The following is an 18,352-nucleotide window of genomic DNA, read 5'->3' as shown; positions in this document are numbered from 1 at the left end:
GCCCGAATTCCGTGGACCCCGAGCCGTTTTCGCCGCCGGTCACCCCGACCAGTCCGGCGCTGTCGATGATGGGCCGGCCCGCTGATTCAGTTTCGAAGCGAACACCGCGGCCTGGGTGCGGCGCTCCATGCCGAGTTTGGCCAACAACCGCGAGACGTAGTTCTTCACCGTCTTCTCCGCGAGGAACATCCGCGCGGCGATCTGCCGGTTGGTCAATCCCTCGCTGAGCAGTCCGAGCAGCGTTCGCTCCTGCTCGGTCAGCCCGGACAGCGGGTCGTCGCGCGCGGTGGTGCCCCGCAGCTTTGCCATCAGCGCCGCGGCCGCCCGGTTGTCCAGCAGCGATTTACCGGCGCCCACCTCTTTGATCGCGTGGGCCAGCTCCATGCCCTTGATGTCTTTGACGACGAACCCGCTGGCGCCGGCCAGGATCGCCTCGAGCATCGCCTCGTCGGAGGTGAACGACGTCAACATCAGGCAGCGTAGGTCGGGATGATCCGACACCAGGTCGCGACACAGTTCGATGCCGTTGCCATCGGGCAGACGAACGTCGAGGACGGCGACGTCGGGCGACAGCGCCGGTATCCGCGCTTTCGCCTCCGCCACCGTGCCCGCCTCGCCGACGATCTGGAGATCGGGGTCGGAAGCGAGCAGATCGGAAAGACCGCGGCGGACGACTTCGTGGTCGTCGACCAGGAACACCTTGACCATGGCGGGCCCTTTCCTGCCGGTCTATCCATCGCGGCAGACCAACCCAATATCTCATATTCTCGGCGGATGACGTCGAGAAGAAACTGGTTCAACGACTTTGGACCCTGCGGGTGAGGACGTTCGGTCGATGTCGCTTCAATAGCGTTGCGGCCGTAGCCCATTGCGGGACGGGTCGATCCCCCGCAGGGGCAGGTCCGATGACCGCTTAGGCCTGCGATCAATCGGCCCACTCGACGAAGTCGCGCAGGTCACGTCGCGGGGTCGCCGGCAACGGGTCGGCGTTGATCGGCGCCCAACCCACCCGAAGCAGCATCTGCGCGTAGTTGCTGTCGCCGAAGATGCCGGAGCGCACCGCTGCGCGGGTCTCGGCCGTCTCCAGTGGTTCAGTGACCGGGCAACTGGCCAGTCCCGTCGACGTCGCGGTGAGCAGCACGAGGCTGGTGGCCTCACCGGCGCGGAGTTGCGCCAGCCGGTCGTCGTGGCGGGTGCCCAACGCGAGAACCACGGCGTTGTCGTCGGCCGCGGACGAATCCGGCGCCATCGGCAGTGTGGCACCGGCGAATAGCCGACTCGGTATCTTGGCGTCCGGATCCGATATCGGCGTATTTCGGGCGGGAACGCCCGCAACCGAGAAGTAGCGCCCACTCCACGTCGTGAGCTCGGCGAGATAGTCGTTGGTCAGGTGATCGCGGACGGATTCGGCGACGATGTCGTGCAGCCTGTCGATGTCTTCCACTTGGCACAGCGTGACACCGGTGCGGGCGGCCCGCGCGGCCATGAGCGCGATATCGCCCATCGGCACCGCCCAGGAGCTGTAGTGGCGTCGATCGGTTCGCCGCCGGGGGATGGCCGCGGCGAGCGCGATGTCGACGAAATCGGCCGACTGAGGCCAAAGCTCGATGGTGGCAAGGTGATCGGGGTCGTCGGCGTTCGGCAGCCGGCTCACCCGGGAGCGCCATCCCACCGCCGCGAACGCCGCAACGCAGTGATGCAGCGCCGTCCCGCAACTCAGGATCAGGTCGCGACCATCGGGATCGGTGTTGGGGAGTCGACGGTCGGGGTCGGCGTACAGCTGCAGGCTTGCCGCCTCGACGCGCCACCGCCATGGCTGGGTGTTGTGCACCGACGGGGCGCGCGATGCCAAAGTCAGGGCCGTCCGGATCGTGCCGGCGTCCGGAAAGCGGATGCTCATCCTCGCTCTCCCTCTCTCCTAGCGCCTGTTCGTATCACCGTCACGCATCATCGGCGACGCCACGAGGGCACGACGGCTCTAAATCAAAGGACTTTCGGCCAATCTTCGTGGCCGGTCCACCGCGGCGCCGTCCGCCCTTATGCTGGCCACGATGGCGAATCACGGCCCCGATCCCACCACGCCGCTGTGGCGCGCGGCGCAAGTGTTCCGGTTGCTGAGCTGCGTCTATGCCACCGGATTTCAGATCGCGGTCAACCCGGATCTGATTCGGCCCGCGCTGGGTTGGGTGCTGTTCGCGGCCCTGATCGGTTGGAGCGCGGCGTGCGCGTTCGCCTACCTGCGGGGGTTCGGCCGCAAACCGACGTGGGTGCTCGCCGAGCTCGTGGTCGTCGTCTTGCTGATGTGGTCGAACAACTTCGTTGCGAGCCCGCACTGGGCGGCCGAGAACCAAACCTGGCCGACGACGTTATGGGCGAGCAATCCCACGATCTCGGCCGCCATCCAATTCGGTCCCGCGGGCGGAATGCTGACGGGACTGGCGGTGATGGCCACCAACTTCGCCGTCAAGAACTACCTCGCGCTCAACCTCGGGCACAACGCCACGATCATCATCGAGCTGGCGATCGGCATGGCGATCGGGATGGCCGCGCAAACCGCGCGCCGCGCCCACGCCGAGCTACAACGAGCGGCCGAGTTGACGGCGGCGGTGCAGGAACGCGACCGGCTGTCGCGGCAGGTACACGACGGAGCCATCCAGGTGCTGGCGCTGGTCGCCAAGAAAGGGCATGAGATCGGCGGCGCCACAGCAGAACTCGCCGACCTGGCGAGCGAGCAAGAACGCGCGCTGCGGCGCTGGCTGGCGTGCACGGACATCGGCCAGGAAACAGACGGCGCCACCGTCGACCTGCGCACGCTGCTCCAATGCCGGGAATCCGATCGGGTGTCGTTCAGCCTGCCCGGCACCCCGGTGCCGTTAGCACGTTGGGCGGCAACTGAACTCGACGCAGCGGTGGGCAATGCGCTGGACAACGTGGTCACCCACGCCGGTCCGGATGCGCACGCGTTCGTACTCTTGGAGGACCTCGGCGATTCAGTTCTGGTCAGTGTCCGCGACGATGGAGTGGGAATCACCCCGGGCCGGCTCGAGGAAGCGAAGCGCCAGGGACGGCTCGGCATCTCCCAATCGATCGTGGGACGGTTGACGTCGTTGGGCGGCAGCGCCGAATTGCGCAGCGAGCCCGGAGAAGGCGCCGAGTGGGAGTTGTGCGTGCCGCGCGGGGAGGGACGCCATGGCGGATGACGGGACGCCGACGACGGTGATGGTGGTCGACGACCATCCGATCTGGCGTGACGCGGTCGCTCGTGACCTGGCCGAGCACGGCTTCACCGTGGTCGCCACCGCCGACGGGGTGGCGGCCGCACAGCGGCGGGCGGCCGCGGTCCAGCCCGACGTGGTGGTGATGGACATGCAGTTGACCGACGGCGACGGCGCGCAGGCGACCGCCGCGGTGCTCGCGGTCTCGACCTCATCGCGGGTGCTGGTGTTGTCGGCCTCCGACGAACGCGAGGACGTGCTGGAGGCGGTCAAGGCCGGCGCGACGGGATACCTGGTCAAGAGTGCCTCGAAAGCCGAACTGGCGCAGGCGGTCACGGCCACGGCGGCGGGGCGGGCCGTGTTCACCCCGAGCCTGGCCGGGCTGGTGCTGGGCGAATATCGGCGCATCGCGCAGAGCAAGGACGACGGCCCCGCGCGCCCCAGCCTCACCGACCGTGAGACCGAGGTGTTGCGTTATGTCGCAAAAGGGCTGTCCGCCAAGCAGATCGCCAACAAGCTTTCGCTGAGCCATCGCACTGTGGAGAACCATGTGCAGGCGACATTCCGCAAGCTTCAGGTCGCCAATCGCGTGGAGCTGGCTCGCTACGCTATCGAGCACGGCCTGGACGAAGAGCCGTGACCCGCCACGATCCGGGCGGTCACCAGCGCGGTCACCACCACGGCCATGCACACCAGCCCGTCGTCCTTGAGTCCCCACCTGATCGCGGCGAGCAAGGCCACGCCGGCCACGCATAGCAGGGCACCGATGGCGCGACCCTGCCCACGTGACGTCACCGCGGGTGCGCCGTCCCAACCGGACAGCGGGTTGTTCTCCAGCGGCCGCAGCGCGACGAACAGCACCGCCACCGCGACGACGACGATGAGCACTTGCGCGAGGCTGACGGCGAGGAAGTCCTGCTCGCCCAGAAAGCGCGGGCAGCCAAGGTAATCGAAGGCCAGGTGCACGCCCAGCAGCACCGGCATGTGCCACAGGTACAGGGTCATCGCGCCGGAGTTACCGATGGCGGTCCACCACCACACCCGCGGACGCTGCGCCCAGCGCGCGATCGTCGGTGCGGCCGCGATTGCCAACGCGCTCAGGATGATTGCATGCCCCGCCAGCAGCAGCGACGGCGGGCTGGTGTTGGACAGCTGGTGGTCACCGGTGCCCACCATGCTGATCTGATACGGCCCCCAGTGCACCAGGGCGACGTCCACGGCGAAGAAGGCGGCGGCGACGGCCAGCGCGGCGCGGCCACCGAGTAGCCCGCGGCGGTAGGCCACGCCGAACATGGCGGGAATGAGCCAGACGGCCAGGTTGAGGTAACCCAGCGGCATCATCGCCGGCCAGTGCAGCCGGATCGTGTCGATCAGCGCGATCGCGCCATAGACCGTCGCCACACCGGCAACCAGGCGCCCGGCCGTGGTGATGCGGTACAGCACGGGCATGGCCGCCAGCACCAGGACGTAGGCTCCCAGGAACCAGAGCAGCTGCGTGCTGACGCCGGCGATCGGCTCGTAGATGTGTTGCGGCAGTGCCCGATACAGCACCGTCAGCGCGACGGCCCAGAACGCAAGATAGTAGAACACCGGACGGAACAGCCTGGTGCAGCGTTTCATCAGCCAGCCGCCCCAGTTGGTGCCGGGAGCCCAGGTAGACACGCAGGCCGCCGCTCCGGCGAAGAAGAACAGCGGCATGATCTGCAGCAACCACGTCATCGCCTGGAACAGCACCGAGCTGGTGAGCAGGTTGTCCCAGATCAATACGTGGTTTTCGATAATGCTGGCCGCCATCACGGTATGGCCGAGCACCACGCCGACCAGCGATGTGATGCGGATGACGTCGAGGACGCGATCGCGATCGGCCGGCGTGCTCGCGGCCACCTCGGCGACGCCGGGAAACTTCACAAGAGTTGTCATGGGAGCGGATCTGCCCTTCTGCGGATGCGTTGTGGTGGAAAAGCGATGAGAGAAGCCTCGCCGAGGATGCGCGCGCGAGCCTGCGCACTTCTACGCGTCGAGGCTGAGTAGTACTACTCAGTTCGCGGCGTTGAGCGGGTCGTAGTCGGCGAGCAGCTTTTCGATGCGGGCCTCGTCGAGGCGTACCCGCACGGTCGCGGCCTCCTGCTGGTCGCGGATGACCTTGGCCAGGGTGAACGCGCTGGACACCAGGAATAGGAAGGTGATGCCGAGAAACAATCGTGGCCAAGGATCAAGCGGAAGGAAGTAGATTCCGCCGAGCGCGGCCACGAAGCTGATCGCGAACGCGACAGCGGCCTGAACGAAGAAGGCGGCGGTGGTTTTCGACATGCTGCTGGGAACGGTCATGCCAATGACTCTGCGGCAGTGGACCGTTCGCGGGCATCCGTAAGACTACTCAGATTTCAACGGTGTATCGCGGCGCCACGGCAGTACCGCCGCCGCAGCGGCCGCGGCGCCCACGCCGATCGCGGCGGCGACCACCGTCGCCACCCGGACGCCGGCGAACTCGGAATCCACGAGCGGCTTGACCACCGCCACCACGGCAAGCGCCGGCATCACCAGCCGCACCCACCAGGCCACCACGCTGTCGCCGGGGATCCGCGAATTAGCCTCTGTAACAAACACATACAGCACCATCAGCAGCAGGGGCACCGCGCCGAAGATAGCCGGCCCGATCCAGCCAGCGCGTTGCGCCGAGACCACGACGGCAACCACCGCGACGAGCCCCACCACCGAAAGTCGCAGACCGGCGTTCGGTGACGCCCCGCGCATCACCGCCAGACCCGAGGCGGCGCGCACCGCGGCCCAGCCGGACACCAGCGCGGCGGCCACAGCCAACGCGGTGCCGGCCACCGCCATCCACCGCCGGCCGTCGTCGGCGTAGAACTCGGGCACGGCCTCGGCCAGCATCTTGGCGCTCCATCGCCACGGCCCCGCCACGCCACGGTGATCACCGACCCACAACACCACCGCGGCCGCGACCACCAGCGCGACGGCCAGCGACATGGATCGCCCCGGCCTGGCGACGCGCGTGATGCGGAGGGTGAGCAGTTCGACGCCCACCATGCCCAGGCCGAAGCCGACGAGCTGGCCGGACAGCGGGCGCGGTGATGCGGCCGTCCCGATGACGACGGGGTCGGTGCTCAGCGCGACGAGGGCGATCACCGCCGCCGCGAGGCAGACGTAGAGGAGCAGGCCCGCGACCACGAGCGGCATCGCCAGCGACGCCACGACACGAGTCGATGTCCAACAGGCCGCGGCCCCGATGACGAGAGCCGCAGCCGCGGCGGCGACCGGGAGCCACGACACGATCGCGGCGGGATCGTCACCGGGCGAAAGCACCTGCAGCGCTTGCAATCCGAGCGTCGCAGCGAACTTCCCTGCCAGCACCAGGTAGGCGAGCAGCTGAACGATGCCCGCGGCCGCCCCCGCTCGCGGCCCCAGCGTGGCGCCGATCAACTCGGCGGTGCTGCGCGCTTCCGGAGCATGGCCACGCAACCGCGCTAGAGCGTAGATCACCGGAATCGCCACCGCCGCCCCGAGCAGCGCGCCCAGCCCGTACCAGGCCGCGGGCGCGATCACCGCCATGCTCAGCGCGGCGGCCCGCCACGTCCCCACCGTCGGGTCCCCCAAGCCGGTTTCCGGCTGCAGCGACAGGAGCGATTTCTTCGGCATTGCCTAAGCATGACCCAACGGAGCACTTAATGGTTCCCGCAATGCGGCGCGGTTTCGATAGTTTTGTAGGCCCAGCGGCAGTGAGGACTTGACGATGTCAGACACGGTGAAGGTGTCCGTCGACCGCGGCTCGGTCGCCATGGGCGACGATGTTGACTCGCACCGCGAGTTCTGGGTTTTCCCCGCCTCGGCCACGATCGATGACTTGTTGGTCGAAATCTCTTCGCACTTCTTACCGGGAATTGCCGGACCGGCCGGGTGGCGCGTGTATCTCGGGACTCGCGGCGACGAACAACAGCAAGTCGGCCTCATCTACACCCGCGATGACCTCAAACAGCAGGATCAGATCTGCAGGTTATACCCCGGCGAGAGAACGCTGGGCGAGCTGGCCCGTTGGACGGGATTGCCGGAGTTGGAGGTATACGTGTCGTACCTGACCCATGACCAGGCCCGGCCAATGGCACTGGACGAGCTGACGGGCGGCCCCACTTGCACAGGCAGCCGACCGGTCAAGCTGGAATCCGAAGCGGCGGCCAATGCCAAGCGTGACTGGGTGATGATGCGCGAACTGGACCGACGCGCCTCGGGGGTCGCCGATGCGCGGCGCCAGTGGGTTCGGGCCAATCTGCTAGCGGCGCCGCCGCCGTGGATCGACGTCTTCATCGCCCGCAATTTCCACTACCTGACCGAGCTGCACTGTCCCGCCAGCATGACGCTGGCGGCAGAAATGCTGGGGATCAACGAATCCAGTGGAGAGCAGTTGGCGGCGCGGGCCAACGTCGACGTGCGCGCCGATGTCGTGATCCTGGCGATGGTGCTGGCCGCTTTCGAGTGGGGAGCCCAACGCGACACGTGGCGCGTCGGCGAAAGACCTTATTACAAGGCCTATCTGGAGATGCTGGCTCATTGCGGCTATCGGCTCTCTCCGATAGAACACGTTATGGCCGGCCACATCAGCATCGAGGAATTCAAACTTTCGGCGACCGACACCGCCCGGCTCGACCGCATTCGGCAACTTCGAGACCAGCAATACCAGCTCCGGATGAACCGGTACTACACAAAAACGCTCAGCGAGGAGCAATACCGGGCCGCCATCGAATCCGTCCACGCCGAGCTGTCTGATCTGGGGGAGCTTCCCGGACCGATGTAGGTCCTCGAAACCTACTGTATTCGAAGAGAATTGCCCTGCGTTACCGCCCGTTAGCTGGCGCATCGAGCGCTCAGGCGTCGATCACCACGCGCCCGGATTTCGCGCGGGAAACGCACACCAGCATCTCGTCATCACCCTCGACGGTGCGCCCGCGGCGATCGACCTGTCCCCCAAGCACTTTGACCTTGCAGGTTCCGCAGAACCCCTGCTGGCAGGAGTATGCGGTGGTCGAATCGCGGTCGAGCATGACGTCCAGCGCCGACCGGTTCGCCGGCACGCTGAGCACTCGCCGCGAGCGGGCCAGTTCCAACTCGAAGGGAACACCATCGACCACCGGCGGCGGGCCGAAACGTTCGTAGTGCAGCGGCGCGTCCGCGTGGTCGTTGCGCGCGATGCGCACCGATTCCAGCATGGCGGTGGGGCCACACACGTACACCGCCGTCCCCGGCCCCGCGTAGGCAAGCAAGTCGGACGCGGTGGGCAATCGGCCGCGCTCGTCATCGGCCCACACGGTGACCCGGTCCGGGTCCACCGACACCACCTCGTTCAGCAGCGGCATGTAATCTCGGCTGCGACCGGCATAGACGGCGCGCCAATCGATTCCGCGCTGCTGGGCGGTGCGGATCATCGGCAGAATCGGTGTCACCCCGATGCCACCGATCACGAACAACACCTCACGCTCGTCGGTGACGAGATAGAACGCGTTGCGGGGCCCTTCGAACTCGAGTTTGTCGCCGGCCTTGAACGCATCGTGCATTTCGATCGAACCACCGCCACCCTCGGCGATGCGGCGCACCGCGATGCGATAGTCAGTGCGCCGGCCGGGCGAACCGCACAGCGAGTACTGCCGGCGCCGGCCCGATGGCAGCCGAACGTCGATGTGGGCGCCGGGTGTCCAGGACGGCAACAACCCACCGTCGGGGTCGACCAGCGTCAGCGCGACCACGTCGGGCGTCACTAGTTCGCGCTTGGCAACCACCGCGGTGGTGGTGCGCCGCACGGACTGAACCCGCGCGGATGTCCACCGCGACGCCGACGCTAGGCCGCCGAACAGCGAACCGACGCCGTACAACGCGGTGTACATGCGGTCACGCTTGCGACGGCCGTACAGGTCGGCCGGGACGCTGTCCCAAATAGTCTGCGCCACAATCATCCTCACATCTAGCCGATGCCGCGACGGTCGCCGGAGGAGGCGATCAGGTCGACCCACTCACCGGTCAGCCGGGCGATGACGTCGGGGTAGGCGGTGACCACCCAATGCCCGCCCTCGATCGGCACAACCCTGCCGCCCTCCGGGATGGAGCCGGTAAACCGTTGCAGGGCGGGCGACACGAAATAATCCTGGCGTGCGACCAGCACCTGCACCGGAACGGTGGTCCGCGGCAACTGCGCCGGGGGCGCCAGCATCGGTGCGGGCATGTTCGCGCGATACAGGTTGAGCCCGTTCAGGTAGTCATCGACCGAGCGGTAATTCGCACCACGTCCGCCGCGGCTACGAGCGCTCGATCCGCCGATACGCTCAACGGCCTCAAAGACTTTCACCGTCGCCCGGGCCCGGATCGCCAGCTCCGGCACGCCCGGGCACAGGAAAAACCAGATGTATGACGAGGCCAGGACCTGTTTGACCACGTCGAGAAGCGCGCGCGGCGTGCGGGCCGACCGCAAGAACTTGCCCGCGTAGTTCAGGTGCGGGCCGGAGACGGAGGTGAACGAGGCGATCTTGCCCATCACGGCGTCGTCGGTGACCGCCGCCCAGGCCTGGATCGATCCCCAGTCGTGGGCCAGCAGGTGCACCTCGTCCACGCCGAGGCGCTCGATCACCGCGCCGACGTCGGCGACCAGCTGTGGCAGCCGGTATCCCGAACGGCCTGGCGGCGTTGAGGATTGGCCGGCACCGCGGACGTCGTACGCCACGACGTTGAATCGGCGACCCAATGTCGTCGCCACGCCGTCCCATACGTGGTGGTTGTCCGGATAGCCGTGGATGGCCAGGATCGTCGGGCGCCCCGGGTCGATGTCGGTGTAGGCATGCACCGCCAGTCGCACGCCGTCGGAGGCGGTGACGGTAGTTGACACCAATTCGTTCGTCATCGTCAGTGCGACGCGCGGGCAGCGGGCGAGCGGGCCAGGTAGTCGACCGCGCGCCCGACCCCGCCCAGCTGGGAAGGATGGAAACTCGGCGTGTAATAGGCGCCGATGACCCGGAGGAATTGGAACGGGCCGGGCACCAAACCCCGGCGCGCGGCGCGGAAGTAGTCCCGCCAGCGCGGCTTGGTGCCGGGGGGCAGGTAGGGGTCGACCGAGTACATGAATCGCACGCCGCGGACGAACAACCACAGCAGCGCCGGGGTGATCAGCAGCTGGGTGCGCACCTGCCGCCAATACCCGGCGCGCAGGTGCTTCATGGTGTCGAAGGCAACCGCTTTGTGCTCGACTTCCTCGGCGCCGTGCCAACGCAACAAGTCCAGCATCACCGGGTCGGTGCCCATGGCGTCGTGCTGCGGGGTGTCGAGAATCCACTCGCCCAGAATGGCGGTGTAGTGCTCGAGTGCGGCCACCATCGACACCCGCTCGAGCAACCAGCTCTGCCGCCGGCGCGGGCTCCACCGCGGCCGGTCGCCGATGAGTTGGGTGAAAAGCCAACGCATTTGGTCGGTGAACGGGGTCACGTCGATGCCTTTGACCGCGAAGTGCCCGAGCACCCCCGCGTGCGCCTGGGAATGCATCGCCTCCTGGCTGATGAATCCCTGCACATCGCGGCGCAGCTGATCGTCTTTGATCAGCGGCAGGGTGTCCTTGAAAGCGGCGACGATGAACTCCTCACCCGCCGGCAACAACAGGTGCAGCACGTTGCAGAAGTGCGTGGTGAAGGGCTCGTTGGGCACGTAGTAGAACGGCAGCGTCGACCAGTCGAAGTCGACGTCGCGCGCCTGCAGGACGATTCGCTCGTGGTCGAGCGAAGCGTCGTGCGGGCCGGTTGCCTTGTCATCGACGGTGAACATCGTCGCCATCCCTTTCCGTCAGATCGTAAAGCTAGGCGCTGCGCTGCGCCTCGTCCTCCACCTCAGTGATCAAACGCTCGCTGCGCAAGAACCGGACCAGATGATCGACCGTCTCGGTCAGGGCCGGCTCGCGCAGGCGGACCTTGGCCAGCCCGCGTCGGTGGCGGTACTGGGTGTTGTCGTAGCGCTTGTCCCGCATCGCCGCGATCTTGTCCGCCGACCGGGTGAGGAAATCGACCAGCGGGTACATCTGATCGTTCGGCGTGCAGCGGCGGTTCAGCTGCTCGGTGAACGACGGGATGTCGTGGTAGTCAAAGCGATACCCGTACCGCTCGGACAAGATCCGGGTGACGTCGGTGAGGTTGTAGTAGTCGTCGGCGGTCATGTTGAAGACGCTGCCCGACTCGTCCGGCAGGCCCATCAGCGTGACGATGTGATCCGCGATCAGGTCCGCCGGCAGCAGGCTGATCTGGTTGAGCGCGTTGACGGCGACGCCGTGCTCGATCATGAACGCCGTCAAGCGCACCAGGATGTCGTCCTGGCTGCCGAAGCCCGCGCGGGTCGGCGAGATCAGCGACGGCCGGTAGATGCGGACGTCGAGTCCCTTGCGCTGCGCGGCCAGCGCCAGCTGCTCGCCGACCCATTTGGTCTGCGAGTAGCCGAAGTCCAGGCCGGCCATCTTTTCGTTGGCGTCCCACTCCCCGACCACCGGCTCGGTGCTCCAGCCGTAGATGAACGTGCTGGAGACGAGATGGAAAGCCTTGCGGTGGTTGGTCATCGCCAGCCGCAACAGCTCGCGGGTGCCCTCGACGTTGGCCGGCCGCAGGGCGTCATAGGTGCGCACGTAGTTGACCAGGGCGCCGTTGTGCACGACGGCATCGACGTCTTGCGCCAGCTGTTGGAAGGCCGCCTCCCCGATGCCCAGCGCGGGCTCGGCGAGATCGCCGCAGACGACGCGGACCCGCGCGCGAACGTCGGCTTCCAGCGCCGGCGTCCATAGCTGGGCGCGGCGCAGCGACGCCACGATGCGGTCCAGGCCGTGCGCGGCGTCCGTGGCACGCACCAGCGCATGCACCGTAAAGGAGGTTTGCGCCAGCAGGCTGCTCACCAGGAACGGCCCGAGGAATCCGGTCGCGCCGGTGAGCAGCAGATCCGTGGGCTCGCCCGGCCGCGCGGGTGCCAATTCCGGCAGCGGCAGTGCCGCGTCGGCCCGCATCTGCGCGGCCTCGTAGGCCTCGTACTCGGCGGAGATCTGATCCAGCGCGCGGCGCAGCGCCTCGAGCGGCTGCCCGGTCCCCTCACCGAATTGGCGGACCAGCCCGAAGAATTCGGACACCGTCAGCCGCTGCAACAGGCGGGTGTTGACCTCTTCGGCCAACTCCCCGGCGCCGTTCTCCTCCAGCAAGGCCTGCAGGTCGGTGCGGAGTTCGGCCAACGCCAGCGAGTCGATGCCGAGATCGGCGAACGAGCAGTCCTCGTCGCCGCTCAGGTCGTAGCTCTCGATGAGATTGCGGAAGCGCTCCAGCGGACCCGCGCCGTCAGCCAGGCCATCGTGAGTTCGGTTGGCCGACTGGTTGATCCAGCTCGCGAAGGTGGGCAGCTTGCCGTCCAGCCACAGCTGGCGTGTCGACGAGCGCCGGATCTTGCCCGAAGTGGTCTTCGGAATGCTGCGCGGCGGTGCGAAAACGATTGTGTGCGGATCGATGTGGCAGTGCCGCCGGATCGCGCGGGCCAGGGCCTTGGCGTCCGGAAGGCTGTGCTCGTCGCGCGCCTCGGCGACGACGATCAGCGCCTCGGACTCATCGTGCTCGACCGAGAAGGCGGCGACGCAACCCTTGCGGATCTGCGCGGCGGTGCGCTCGACGACGGCTTCGATGTCGGAGGGGTAGCAGTTGACGCCGCGGACGATGATCAGATCCTTGCTGCGGCCGCAGACGAACAACTCGCCCTCGTAGACGAAGCCGAGATCTCCGGTCCGCAGGTAGGTGCGTCCGTCATCACCGGCGACGCGCGCGCCGAAAATCTCCGCGGTGAGCTCCGGCCGGTTCCAGTAGCCGGCACCCTTGGAGCGTCCGGCCAGCCATACCTCGCCGACGCGGCCGTCGGGCAACGCCTGCCGGGATTCGGGATCGACGATGCGAACCACGGCATCCTCGATGGGCTTGCCGCAGCTGACCAAGGTGACCTGGTTGCTGTTCTCGGGCAGCGCCTTTTCGACGCGGGCGACGTTGCGCTCCAGTCCACGCTTGTTCACCGCGATGGTCTGGCGCCCGCGGATCGACACGGTCAGTGTGAATTCGGCCATGCCGTAGGCGCCGGTGAGCGCCTCGGGCCGCAGGCCATACTCGGCGAATCGCTGCCGGAAGCGAGCGAAGGTGTTGGCGCGCAGCGGTTCTGCGCCCACCACGATGCATTCGAGGCTGCTGAGGTCCACGCCGGTCAACTCGGCGGCGGGCAGCTTGTCCTCGCGCAGGCAGTATTCGAGCGCGAAGTTGGGGCCCGGCGTGTGCGTGGCGCGCACGTCGCTGATCAGCCGAAGCCAGGATGCCGGCCGGGCGAGGAAGTCCAGGGGCGACATCGCATGCGTGCTTCCGCCCAACAGCACGACGAACATGTAGGCCGAGATCAGCCCCATGTCGTGGTGTTGCGGCAGCCACGAGGCCACCACCACGTCGCCGCCGCTGAAGGCGAAACCGTTGGCGATGATGTTGGCGTGGGTGACGATCACACCCTTGGGATCGCTCGTCGAGCCCGAGGTGTACTGCAGGAAGAGCACCTCGCCGGGCGTGTCCGCGACGGGCGCGCCGCCGAAGTCCTGGGCGCCGTCGGTGGCGAACCAGGGCAGCTCGGGCAGGCCGGCGCCGGATTCGTCCGCCCAGAGTTGCTGGCCGTGCCGTTGGCCAAGCAGCAGACGGAAGTCATATTCGAACTGCTTCGTCGACAGCACGGCTTTGGCCCCGCAATCGCGGGCGATGAAGCTGAGCTTGGCGAGCCCGGAATCGAAGGACATCGGCAAGGGCGGGCTGACCGGAACGGCGATCACCCCGATGCGGGCGCAGGCATAGAGCGCCGCGACCATTTCGAGTCCGGGCGAGTAGACCAGCAGTGCACGATCGCCCGACTCGAGGCCGGCCTCCTTGGACAGGTAGGCGGCCAGTTCACGGGTGCGTTCGGCGAAGCCCTGGTAGGTGTAGTGCTCGAGTTCCCGGCCATCGGCATCGACGAAGCGAAACAGGGTCTGGTCCGGCTTCTGCGCTTCCCACTTGTGTAGGTAATCGATCAGAGTCTCCATGTCGGAGTGATCCCCCTTCCAGGTTGGCTTGGCCCGAGCACGACTCACGTCGGTAATTATTAATCCAATGTAGCGCTGCCGGCCCGCCCTTAGCAAAGGGTTGAACAGCCTAAATGGTCATCACACATTGCATTCACAGGATTCAGATACCCGTCCGATTTAAATGCACGGATGCTGATCTCCGCGGCTACGGATTTCAGTATCTCAGTCGCTCGCGACCAGGTATTATCCCTGCGCCACGGCCTGAATTACTGAAGTACGTATCTACTAATCCGCGCATTTACTATAAACGGTCAAGCGACCGCCCGAGTCAATTAAGTCTTTTACCATCGTCGCACTCACAGGCCAAATCGCAAATAGAAATCGCAATTATCCGCAGGATAACGCGAGCCCGGAAACCGCGCGTGCGGGTGGGCCGCCAAGGGCGATTGGATGCCGGCCGCAGCCGGCTACGCGGGCCTGGCGATGCGGATCCGCGGTCCCGCGCGCGCCACCAGTTTCACGATGCCGAGGAAACGCTCACCGTCGATGATGGGCGACAGGGGTTCGTCCTCGGCTTCGATCGTCATCTCCTTGCCGTTGACGTCGCGCAGCCCGTTGCCGCGCAGCATGCCGTTGGTCAGTGCCGTCGGAAGCTGCGCCACGATCAGGGATGGCCGGAGGTTTCCGGCCTGGAAATGCAGCGCACCGGGCTCGGACGCCTTGGGGAACAACCGAAGCGGCCCACCGATGCGAAGGTCGATCGCGCCGGCGTGCAACAAGCTGTGCGTGCGCGACGGAACCTCATCGCCGTCGATCACCACCCGCGCCCGCGTCGGTGTGAACAGGATGGAGGCGTAGTTGGGCGTCTTCACCCGGCTCGGGGCGACCTTCGAGGTGAGGTAATCGCCGAAGCTGCGAGCGATCACCCGGGCGACCGCCAGCCGACCGTGATCGGGTGAGTCGTAATACCGGTCGTAGAAACGGTTCCCGACGCCCCCGGCGGCCAGCCCGAAGCAGAGCCGGTGAAACGCTGCGCCGTCGTCGGTTTCGCCGTCGAGCACCAGTGTGTCCAGGATCTCGTCGGGTGGAGGTTGATCCGTCTCGGCGGCGGACACCAGCGCACGGATGATCTTTTCGGGCCGTCCGCGCACCCGGGCCTTGCGCGCGACGGCGTTGACGCTGCCGCCGTTGGTCGGGACGAACGAAGGCCAGCGCTGCGGATCATCGATGCAGCGCTCGATCTCGTTGATCAACCAGTGCAGCGCACCGTCGCCGCCGTCGCCGACGAGGTGGGTCACCCGCGGCGCGAGTTGCTGGATGGCGCCGTGCAGCTCCTCGATCGAGTTGGTCTCGTGCACCTCGCCGTGCGAACCGACGATGCGACGCAGTCCGGCGATGCGGTCGCGAGAGGCGGCGCGATTCTTCCGCGCTTTCGGATTGACGATGACGCCTAGATACATCCGGCGAACCCCCATGCGCGCCCGAAAAAATGTCGTCCGATCCATCGCTCAGGTGGGATTTCGCTGGGCATCCCAGGCACGATACCCGCGCGTCCGAGTTGCCCCGCAACGCTGCCGCACGCCTCCGCCAGTCCCCGCGGCCCGGCAGCCGCCGTCGCAATTACGAAGTTAGGGTGTTTGCCATGCCGAATTGGACCGCAGCGGAGCTGCCCTCGTTCGCCGGGCGGAGCATCGTCATCACCGGCGCCAACGCGGGGCTGGGCGAGATCACCGCGCGCGAGTTGGTACGGGTCGGTGGCCGGGTCACCCTGGCCGTCCGCAATACCGACAAGGGCCATGCCGCCGCCGCGCGCATGACCGCTTCAGCGCCCGGCACCGGGGCGGGGACGGCCGAGGTGCGTCAGCTCGACCTGCAAGACCTGTCGTCGGTGCGGCGCTTCGCCGAGGGCATCGACACGGTGGACGTATTGATCAACAACGCCGGCATCATGGCCACCAAACATGCGGTCACCGTCGACGGCTTCGAGGGCCAGATCGGCACCAACCACCTCGGCCATTTCGCGTTGACGAACCTGCTGTTGCCTAAGCTGACCGATCGCGTGGTGACGGTGTCCTCGCTGATGCACCACTTCGGCTACATCAGCCTCAAAGACCTGAACTTCCAGTCCCGGCCGTATTCGGCCTGGCTGGCCTACAGCCAGTCGAAGCTGGCCAACCTGTTGTTCACCAAGGAACTGCAGCGGCGGTTGGACGGCGCCCGCACATCGGTGCGCGCGCTGGCGGCCCACCCCGGCTGGTCGCACACGAACCTGCAAGGCAATTCGGGCCGCAAGCTGGGCGACGCGGCGGTCCTGGCGGTCGACCGGATCGTCTCCACCGACGCCGAGTTCGGCGCCCGCCAGACGCTGTATGCGGCCTCGCAGGATTTGCCGGGCGACACCTTCGTCGGCCCGCGGTTCGGACTGTACGGCCGCACCCAGCCGACATGGCGCAACTGGCCGGCAAAGCGCGCCGGCACTGCCACCGCCCTCTGGGAACTGTCCGAGCGGCTCACCGAAACGAAATTCCCGCTCTGAGCGGTCCCGGCATTCAACCCGCTCACCCGGACAACCCCGTCCGCGCACCGGGCACGCGGGGCGCGGCTAGATTAGTTGGGTAACTCAACCGCACGCAGCGAGGAGGTAATGCCATGTCGGACGCGAATCTGGCGGCCCTTCTCGCCCTGTGCGCCGCGCTGGCGTCCGCGATCGGCAACGTGGTTCGGCAGCGCTCCGCGCAGGAAGTGACCGACAAACGGGTGGGCCACCTGACCCTGTTCGGCATGCTGCTGCGCGACAAGCGTTGGTGGCTGGGCGGTTTGGGCGATATCGGCAGTTACGTGCTGCTGGCCGCCGCATTGGACAAGGGCTCCGTGCTGCTGGTGATGTCGTTACAGGTGACGGCGTTGCTGTTCGCCCTGCCGATCTATTCGCGGATGACCGGTAACCGCATCACCGGCCGGGAATGGAGCTGGGCGCTGGTCCTGGCGGTGGCGCTGGCGGTGCTGATCTCGGTCGGAGACCCGACCGGCGGCCAGCAGCGGGCACCGCTGCACACGTGGATCGTGGTGGCCGTGGTGATCGTCCCGCTGTTGCTGCTGGGTTTGTTCGGCGCGCGGGTGTGGGCGGATCGCCCGGTTGCGGCTCTGCTGCTGGCGGCGGTGGCCGGCACCTTACTGGCGGTGTTCGCGGTCCTGATGAAGGGCGTCGTCGACATCCTGGAACGCCATCCCGGCCAGGTGTGGCACAGCTTCGAGCTGTACGCGCTGGTGTCCTGCGGGGTGGCCGGGATGATCTATCACCAGTCTGCTTATCGGGCCGGCGCCCTCACCGCGTCGCTGCCGACGATCATCGTGGCGAAGCCCGTGGTGGGTGGGGTGCTCGGCATCGTCGTGCTCAACGAGACCTTGGCAGCCGGCGGCTGGGAATGGTTTGTCATCGCGGTGACGACGGCCGTGGTGATCATCGCGACCGTCGGTCTGGCTCGCGGGGAGGCCGCCTCGATGTCGGCCGGCGCTGGGCGTGACCTGAAATCCAGCGCGCGGTCGAAGGCGGCTTCCCAAGCGTGAGCGGCTGATCTACACACCGAATTGGCTTGCCGGGTAAGTATTCTCACGGCGCCTGACGGGCTGCTATGGGTTGATGGTGTTGTCGCCGACCTGGCGGCCCCAGACGTACTCGATCGCATACGGCGATCCGGTGTCGAGGTGGTTGTAGGGCGCAATGCTGTTGCCGGTGTCCATCACCAACTCCGGTGCCGGCCACAGATCGCGGGTGACTTTCTGCCAGCACCCCGGCGCACCGCCCGGGCCGCCGCGCGCGTTCACCCGCGGCAGGTTCTCGGGATAGACGTAGGGGTTGGGCGCCCCGCCCACCACGCCGACGACGCCGCCCACCATCGACGCGAGGACGGGCAGCGCGGATACCGGGTTGGCGATCAATCCGAGCCCGGAGAGCGCCTCGGTGTTCATGTTCAACGAGTAGCCGTTGAAACCGCCCTCGGCCGCGCCCGTGGCGGGCAGCGCATCGTGTTCATTGCGCATCAAGCAGTAGATT

The 18,352-nt window shown here is 67.0% G+C and carries 15 protein-coding genes and 1 pseudogene; 5 read left to right on the top strand and 11 right to left on the bottom strand.

Going from position 1 to position 18,352, the window contains the following annotated elements; translation table 11 throughout:
- Positions 1-39 precede the first annotated feature (39 nt).
- Together AC5Y30_RS24930 and AC5Y30_RS24925 are read right to left on the bottom strand one after the other, a co-directional pair.
- Positions 40-708 carry a response regulator gene (locus tag AC5Y30_RS24930; RefSeq protein WP_499921877.1) on the bottom strand — a complete coding sequence of 223 codons (669 nt, stop codon included), beginning with the start codon at positions 706-708 and terminating at the stop codon, positions 40-42.
- A gap of 217 nt (positions 709-925) precedes the next feature.
- The gene (locus AC5Y30_RS24925; RefSeq protein WP_499921875.1) at positions 926-1,900 is read right to left on the bottom strand and encodes an Acg family FMN-binding oxidoreductase; all 975 of its coding nucleotides are present in this window, start codon (positions 1,898-1,900) and stop codon (positions 926-928) included.
- 139 nt (positions 1,901-2,039) lie between these two features.
- On the opposite strand from AC5Y30_RS24925, the gene macS reads away from it, so the two are divergent.
- Positions 2,040-3,200 (top strand): MacS family sensor histidine kinase, encoded by a 1,161-nt coding sequence (gene macS, locus AC5Y30_RS24920; RefSeq protein WP_499921873.1) that lies wholly within the window; start codon positions 2,040-2,042, stop codon positions 3,198-3,200.
- Positions 3,190-3,855 carry a response regulator gene (locus tag AC5Y30_RS24915; RefSeq protein WP_499921871.1) on the top strand — a complete coding sequence of 222 codons (666 nt, stop codon included), beginning with the start codon at positions 3,190-3,192 and terminating at the stop codon, positions 3,853-3,855. Before macS ends, AC5Y30_RS24915 begins: the two co-directional genes overlap by 11 nt.
- Here the strand turns inward: AC5Y30_RS24915 and AC5Y30_RS24910 are convergent.
- The 3 genes from AC5Y30_RS24910 to AC5Y30_RS24900 form a co-directional block, all read right to left on the bottom strand.
- Entirely contained in the window at positions 3,819-5,135 is a 1,317-nt protein-coding gene (locus tag AC5Y30_RS24910) for an acyltransferase family protein (RefSeq protein WP_499921870.1), read from the bottom strand. The genes AC5Y30_RS24915 and AC5Y30_RS24910 overlap by 37 nt on opposite strands.
- Before the next feature lie 117 nt (positions 5,136-5,252).
- Positions 5,253-5,543 carry a YiaA/YiaB family inner membrane protein gene (locus AC5Y30_RS24905; RefSeq protein ID WP_499921868.1) on the bottom strand — a complete coding sequence of 97 codons (291 nt, stop codon included), beginning with the start codon at positions 5,541-5,543 and terminating at the stop codon, positions 5,253-5,255.
- Between the two features lie 45 nt (positions 5,544-5,588).
- Positions 5,589-6,872 (bottom strand): hypothetical protein, encoded by a 1,284-nt coding sequence (locus AC5Y30_RS24900; RefSeq protein ID WP_499921866.1) that lies wholly within the window; start codon positions 6,870-6,872, stop codon positions 5,589-5,591.
- A 94-nt stretch (positions 6,873-6,966) separates the two neighbouring features.
- Between AC5Y30_RS24900 and AC5Y30_RS24895 the strand changes: the two genes are divergently transcribed.
- Positions 6,967-8,022 (top strand): hypothetical protein, encoded by a 1,056-nt coding sequence (locus AC5Y30_RS24895; protein WP_499921864.1) that lies wholly within the window; start codon positions 6,967-6,969, stop codon positions 8,020-8,022.
- 70 nt (positions 8,023-8,092) lie between these two features.
- Here AC5Y30_RS24895 and AC5Y30_RS24890 read toward each other — a convergent pair whose 3' ends face one another.
- The 5 genes from AC5Y30_RS24890 to AC5Y30_RS24870 form a co-directional block, all read right to left on the bottom strand.
- A complete protein-coding gene (locus AC5Y30_RS24890; protein WP_499921862.1) occupies positions 8,093-9,175 on the bottom strand; it encodes a PDR/VanB family oxidoreductase in 1,083 nt (360 codons plus the stop codon).
- Between the two features lie 8 nt (positions 9,176-9,183).
- Positions 9,184-10,113 carry an alpha/beta fold hydrolase gene (locus tag AC5Y30_RS24885; RefSeq protein ID WP_499921861.1) on the bottom strand — a complete coding sequence of 310 codons (930 nt, stop codon included), beginning with the start codon at positions 10,111-10,113 and terminating at the stop codon, positions 9,184-9,186.
- A 2-nt stretch (positions 10,114-10,115) separates the two neighbouring features.
- On the bottom strand, positions 10,116-11,024 hold the full coding sequence (locus AC5Y30_RS24880) for a metal-dependent hydrolase (protein WP_499921959.1): 909 nt from the start codon (positions 11,022-11,024) through the stop codon (positions 10,116-10,118).
- A gap of 31 nt (positions 11,025-11,055) precedes the next feature.
- Positions 11,056-14,316, bottom strand: a complete 3,261-nt coding sequence (locus tag AC5Y30_RS24875) for a thioester reductase domain-containing protein (protein ID WP_499921859.1) — start codon at positions 14,314-14,316, stop codon at positions 11,056-11,058.
- Between the two features lie 449 nt (positions 14,317-14,765).
- Positions 14,766-15,758: a diacylglycerol/lipid kinase family protein gene (locus AC5Y30_RS24870; protein WP_499921857.1), complete on the bottom strand. Its 993-nt coding sequence runs from the start codon at positions 15,756-15,758 to the stop codon at positions 14,766-14,768.
- Positions 15,759-15,940: 182 nt separating this feature from the next.
- Here AC5Y30_RS24870 and AC5Y30_RS24865 point away from each other — a divergent pair, with 182 nt between their 5' ends.
- A complete protein-coding gene (locus AC5Y30_RS24865) occupies positions 15,941-16,834 on the top strand; it encodes an oxidoreductase (protein ID WP_499921855.1) in 894 nt (297 codons plus the stop codon).
- A gap of 113 nt (positions 16,835-16,947) precedes the next feature.
- Positions 16,948-17,865 (top strand): DMT family transporter, encoded by a 918-nt coding sequence (locus tag AC5Y30_RS24860; protein WP_499921853.1) that lies wholly within the window; start codon positions 16,948-16,950, stop codon positions 17,863-17,865.
- Between the two features lie 63 nt (positions 17,866-17,928).
- Here the strand turns inward: AC5Y30_RS24860 and AC5Y30_RS24855 are convergent.
- Positions 17,929-18,352: pseudogene (locus tag AC5Y30_RS24855) on the bottom strand (MCE-family protein MCE1A); the annotation flags it as partial.

It is taken from the genome of Mycobacterium sp. NGS27, from assembly GCF_059813005.1.
The sequence above is the reverse complement of the archived record's forward strand: the minus strand, read 5'-3'. Positions and strand labels throughout refer to the sequence as shown.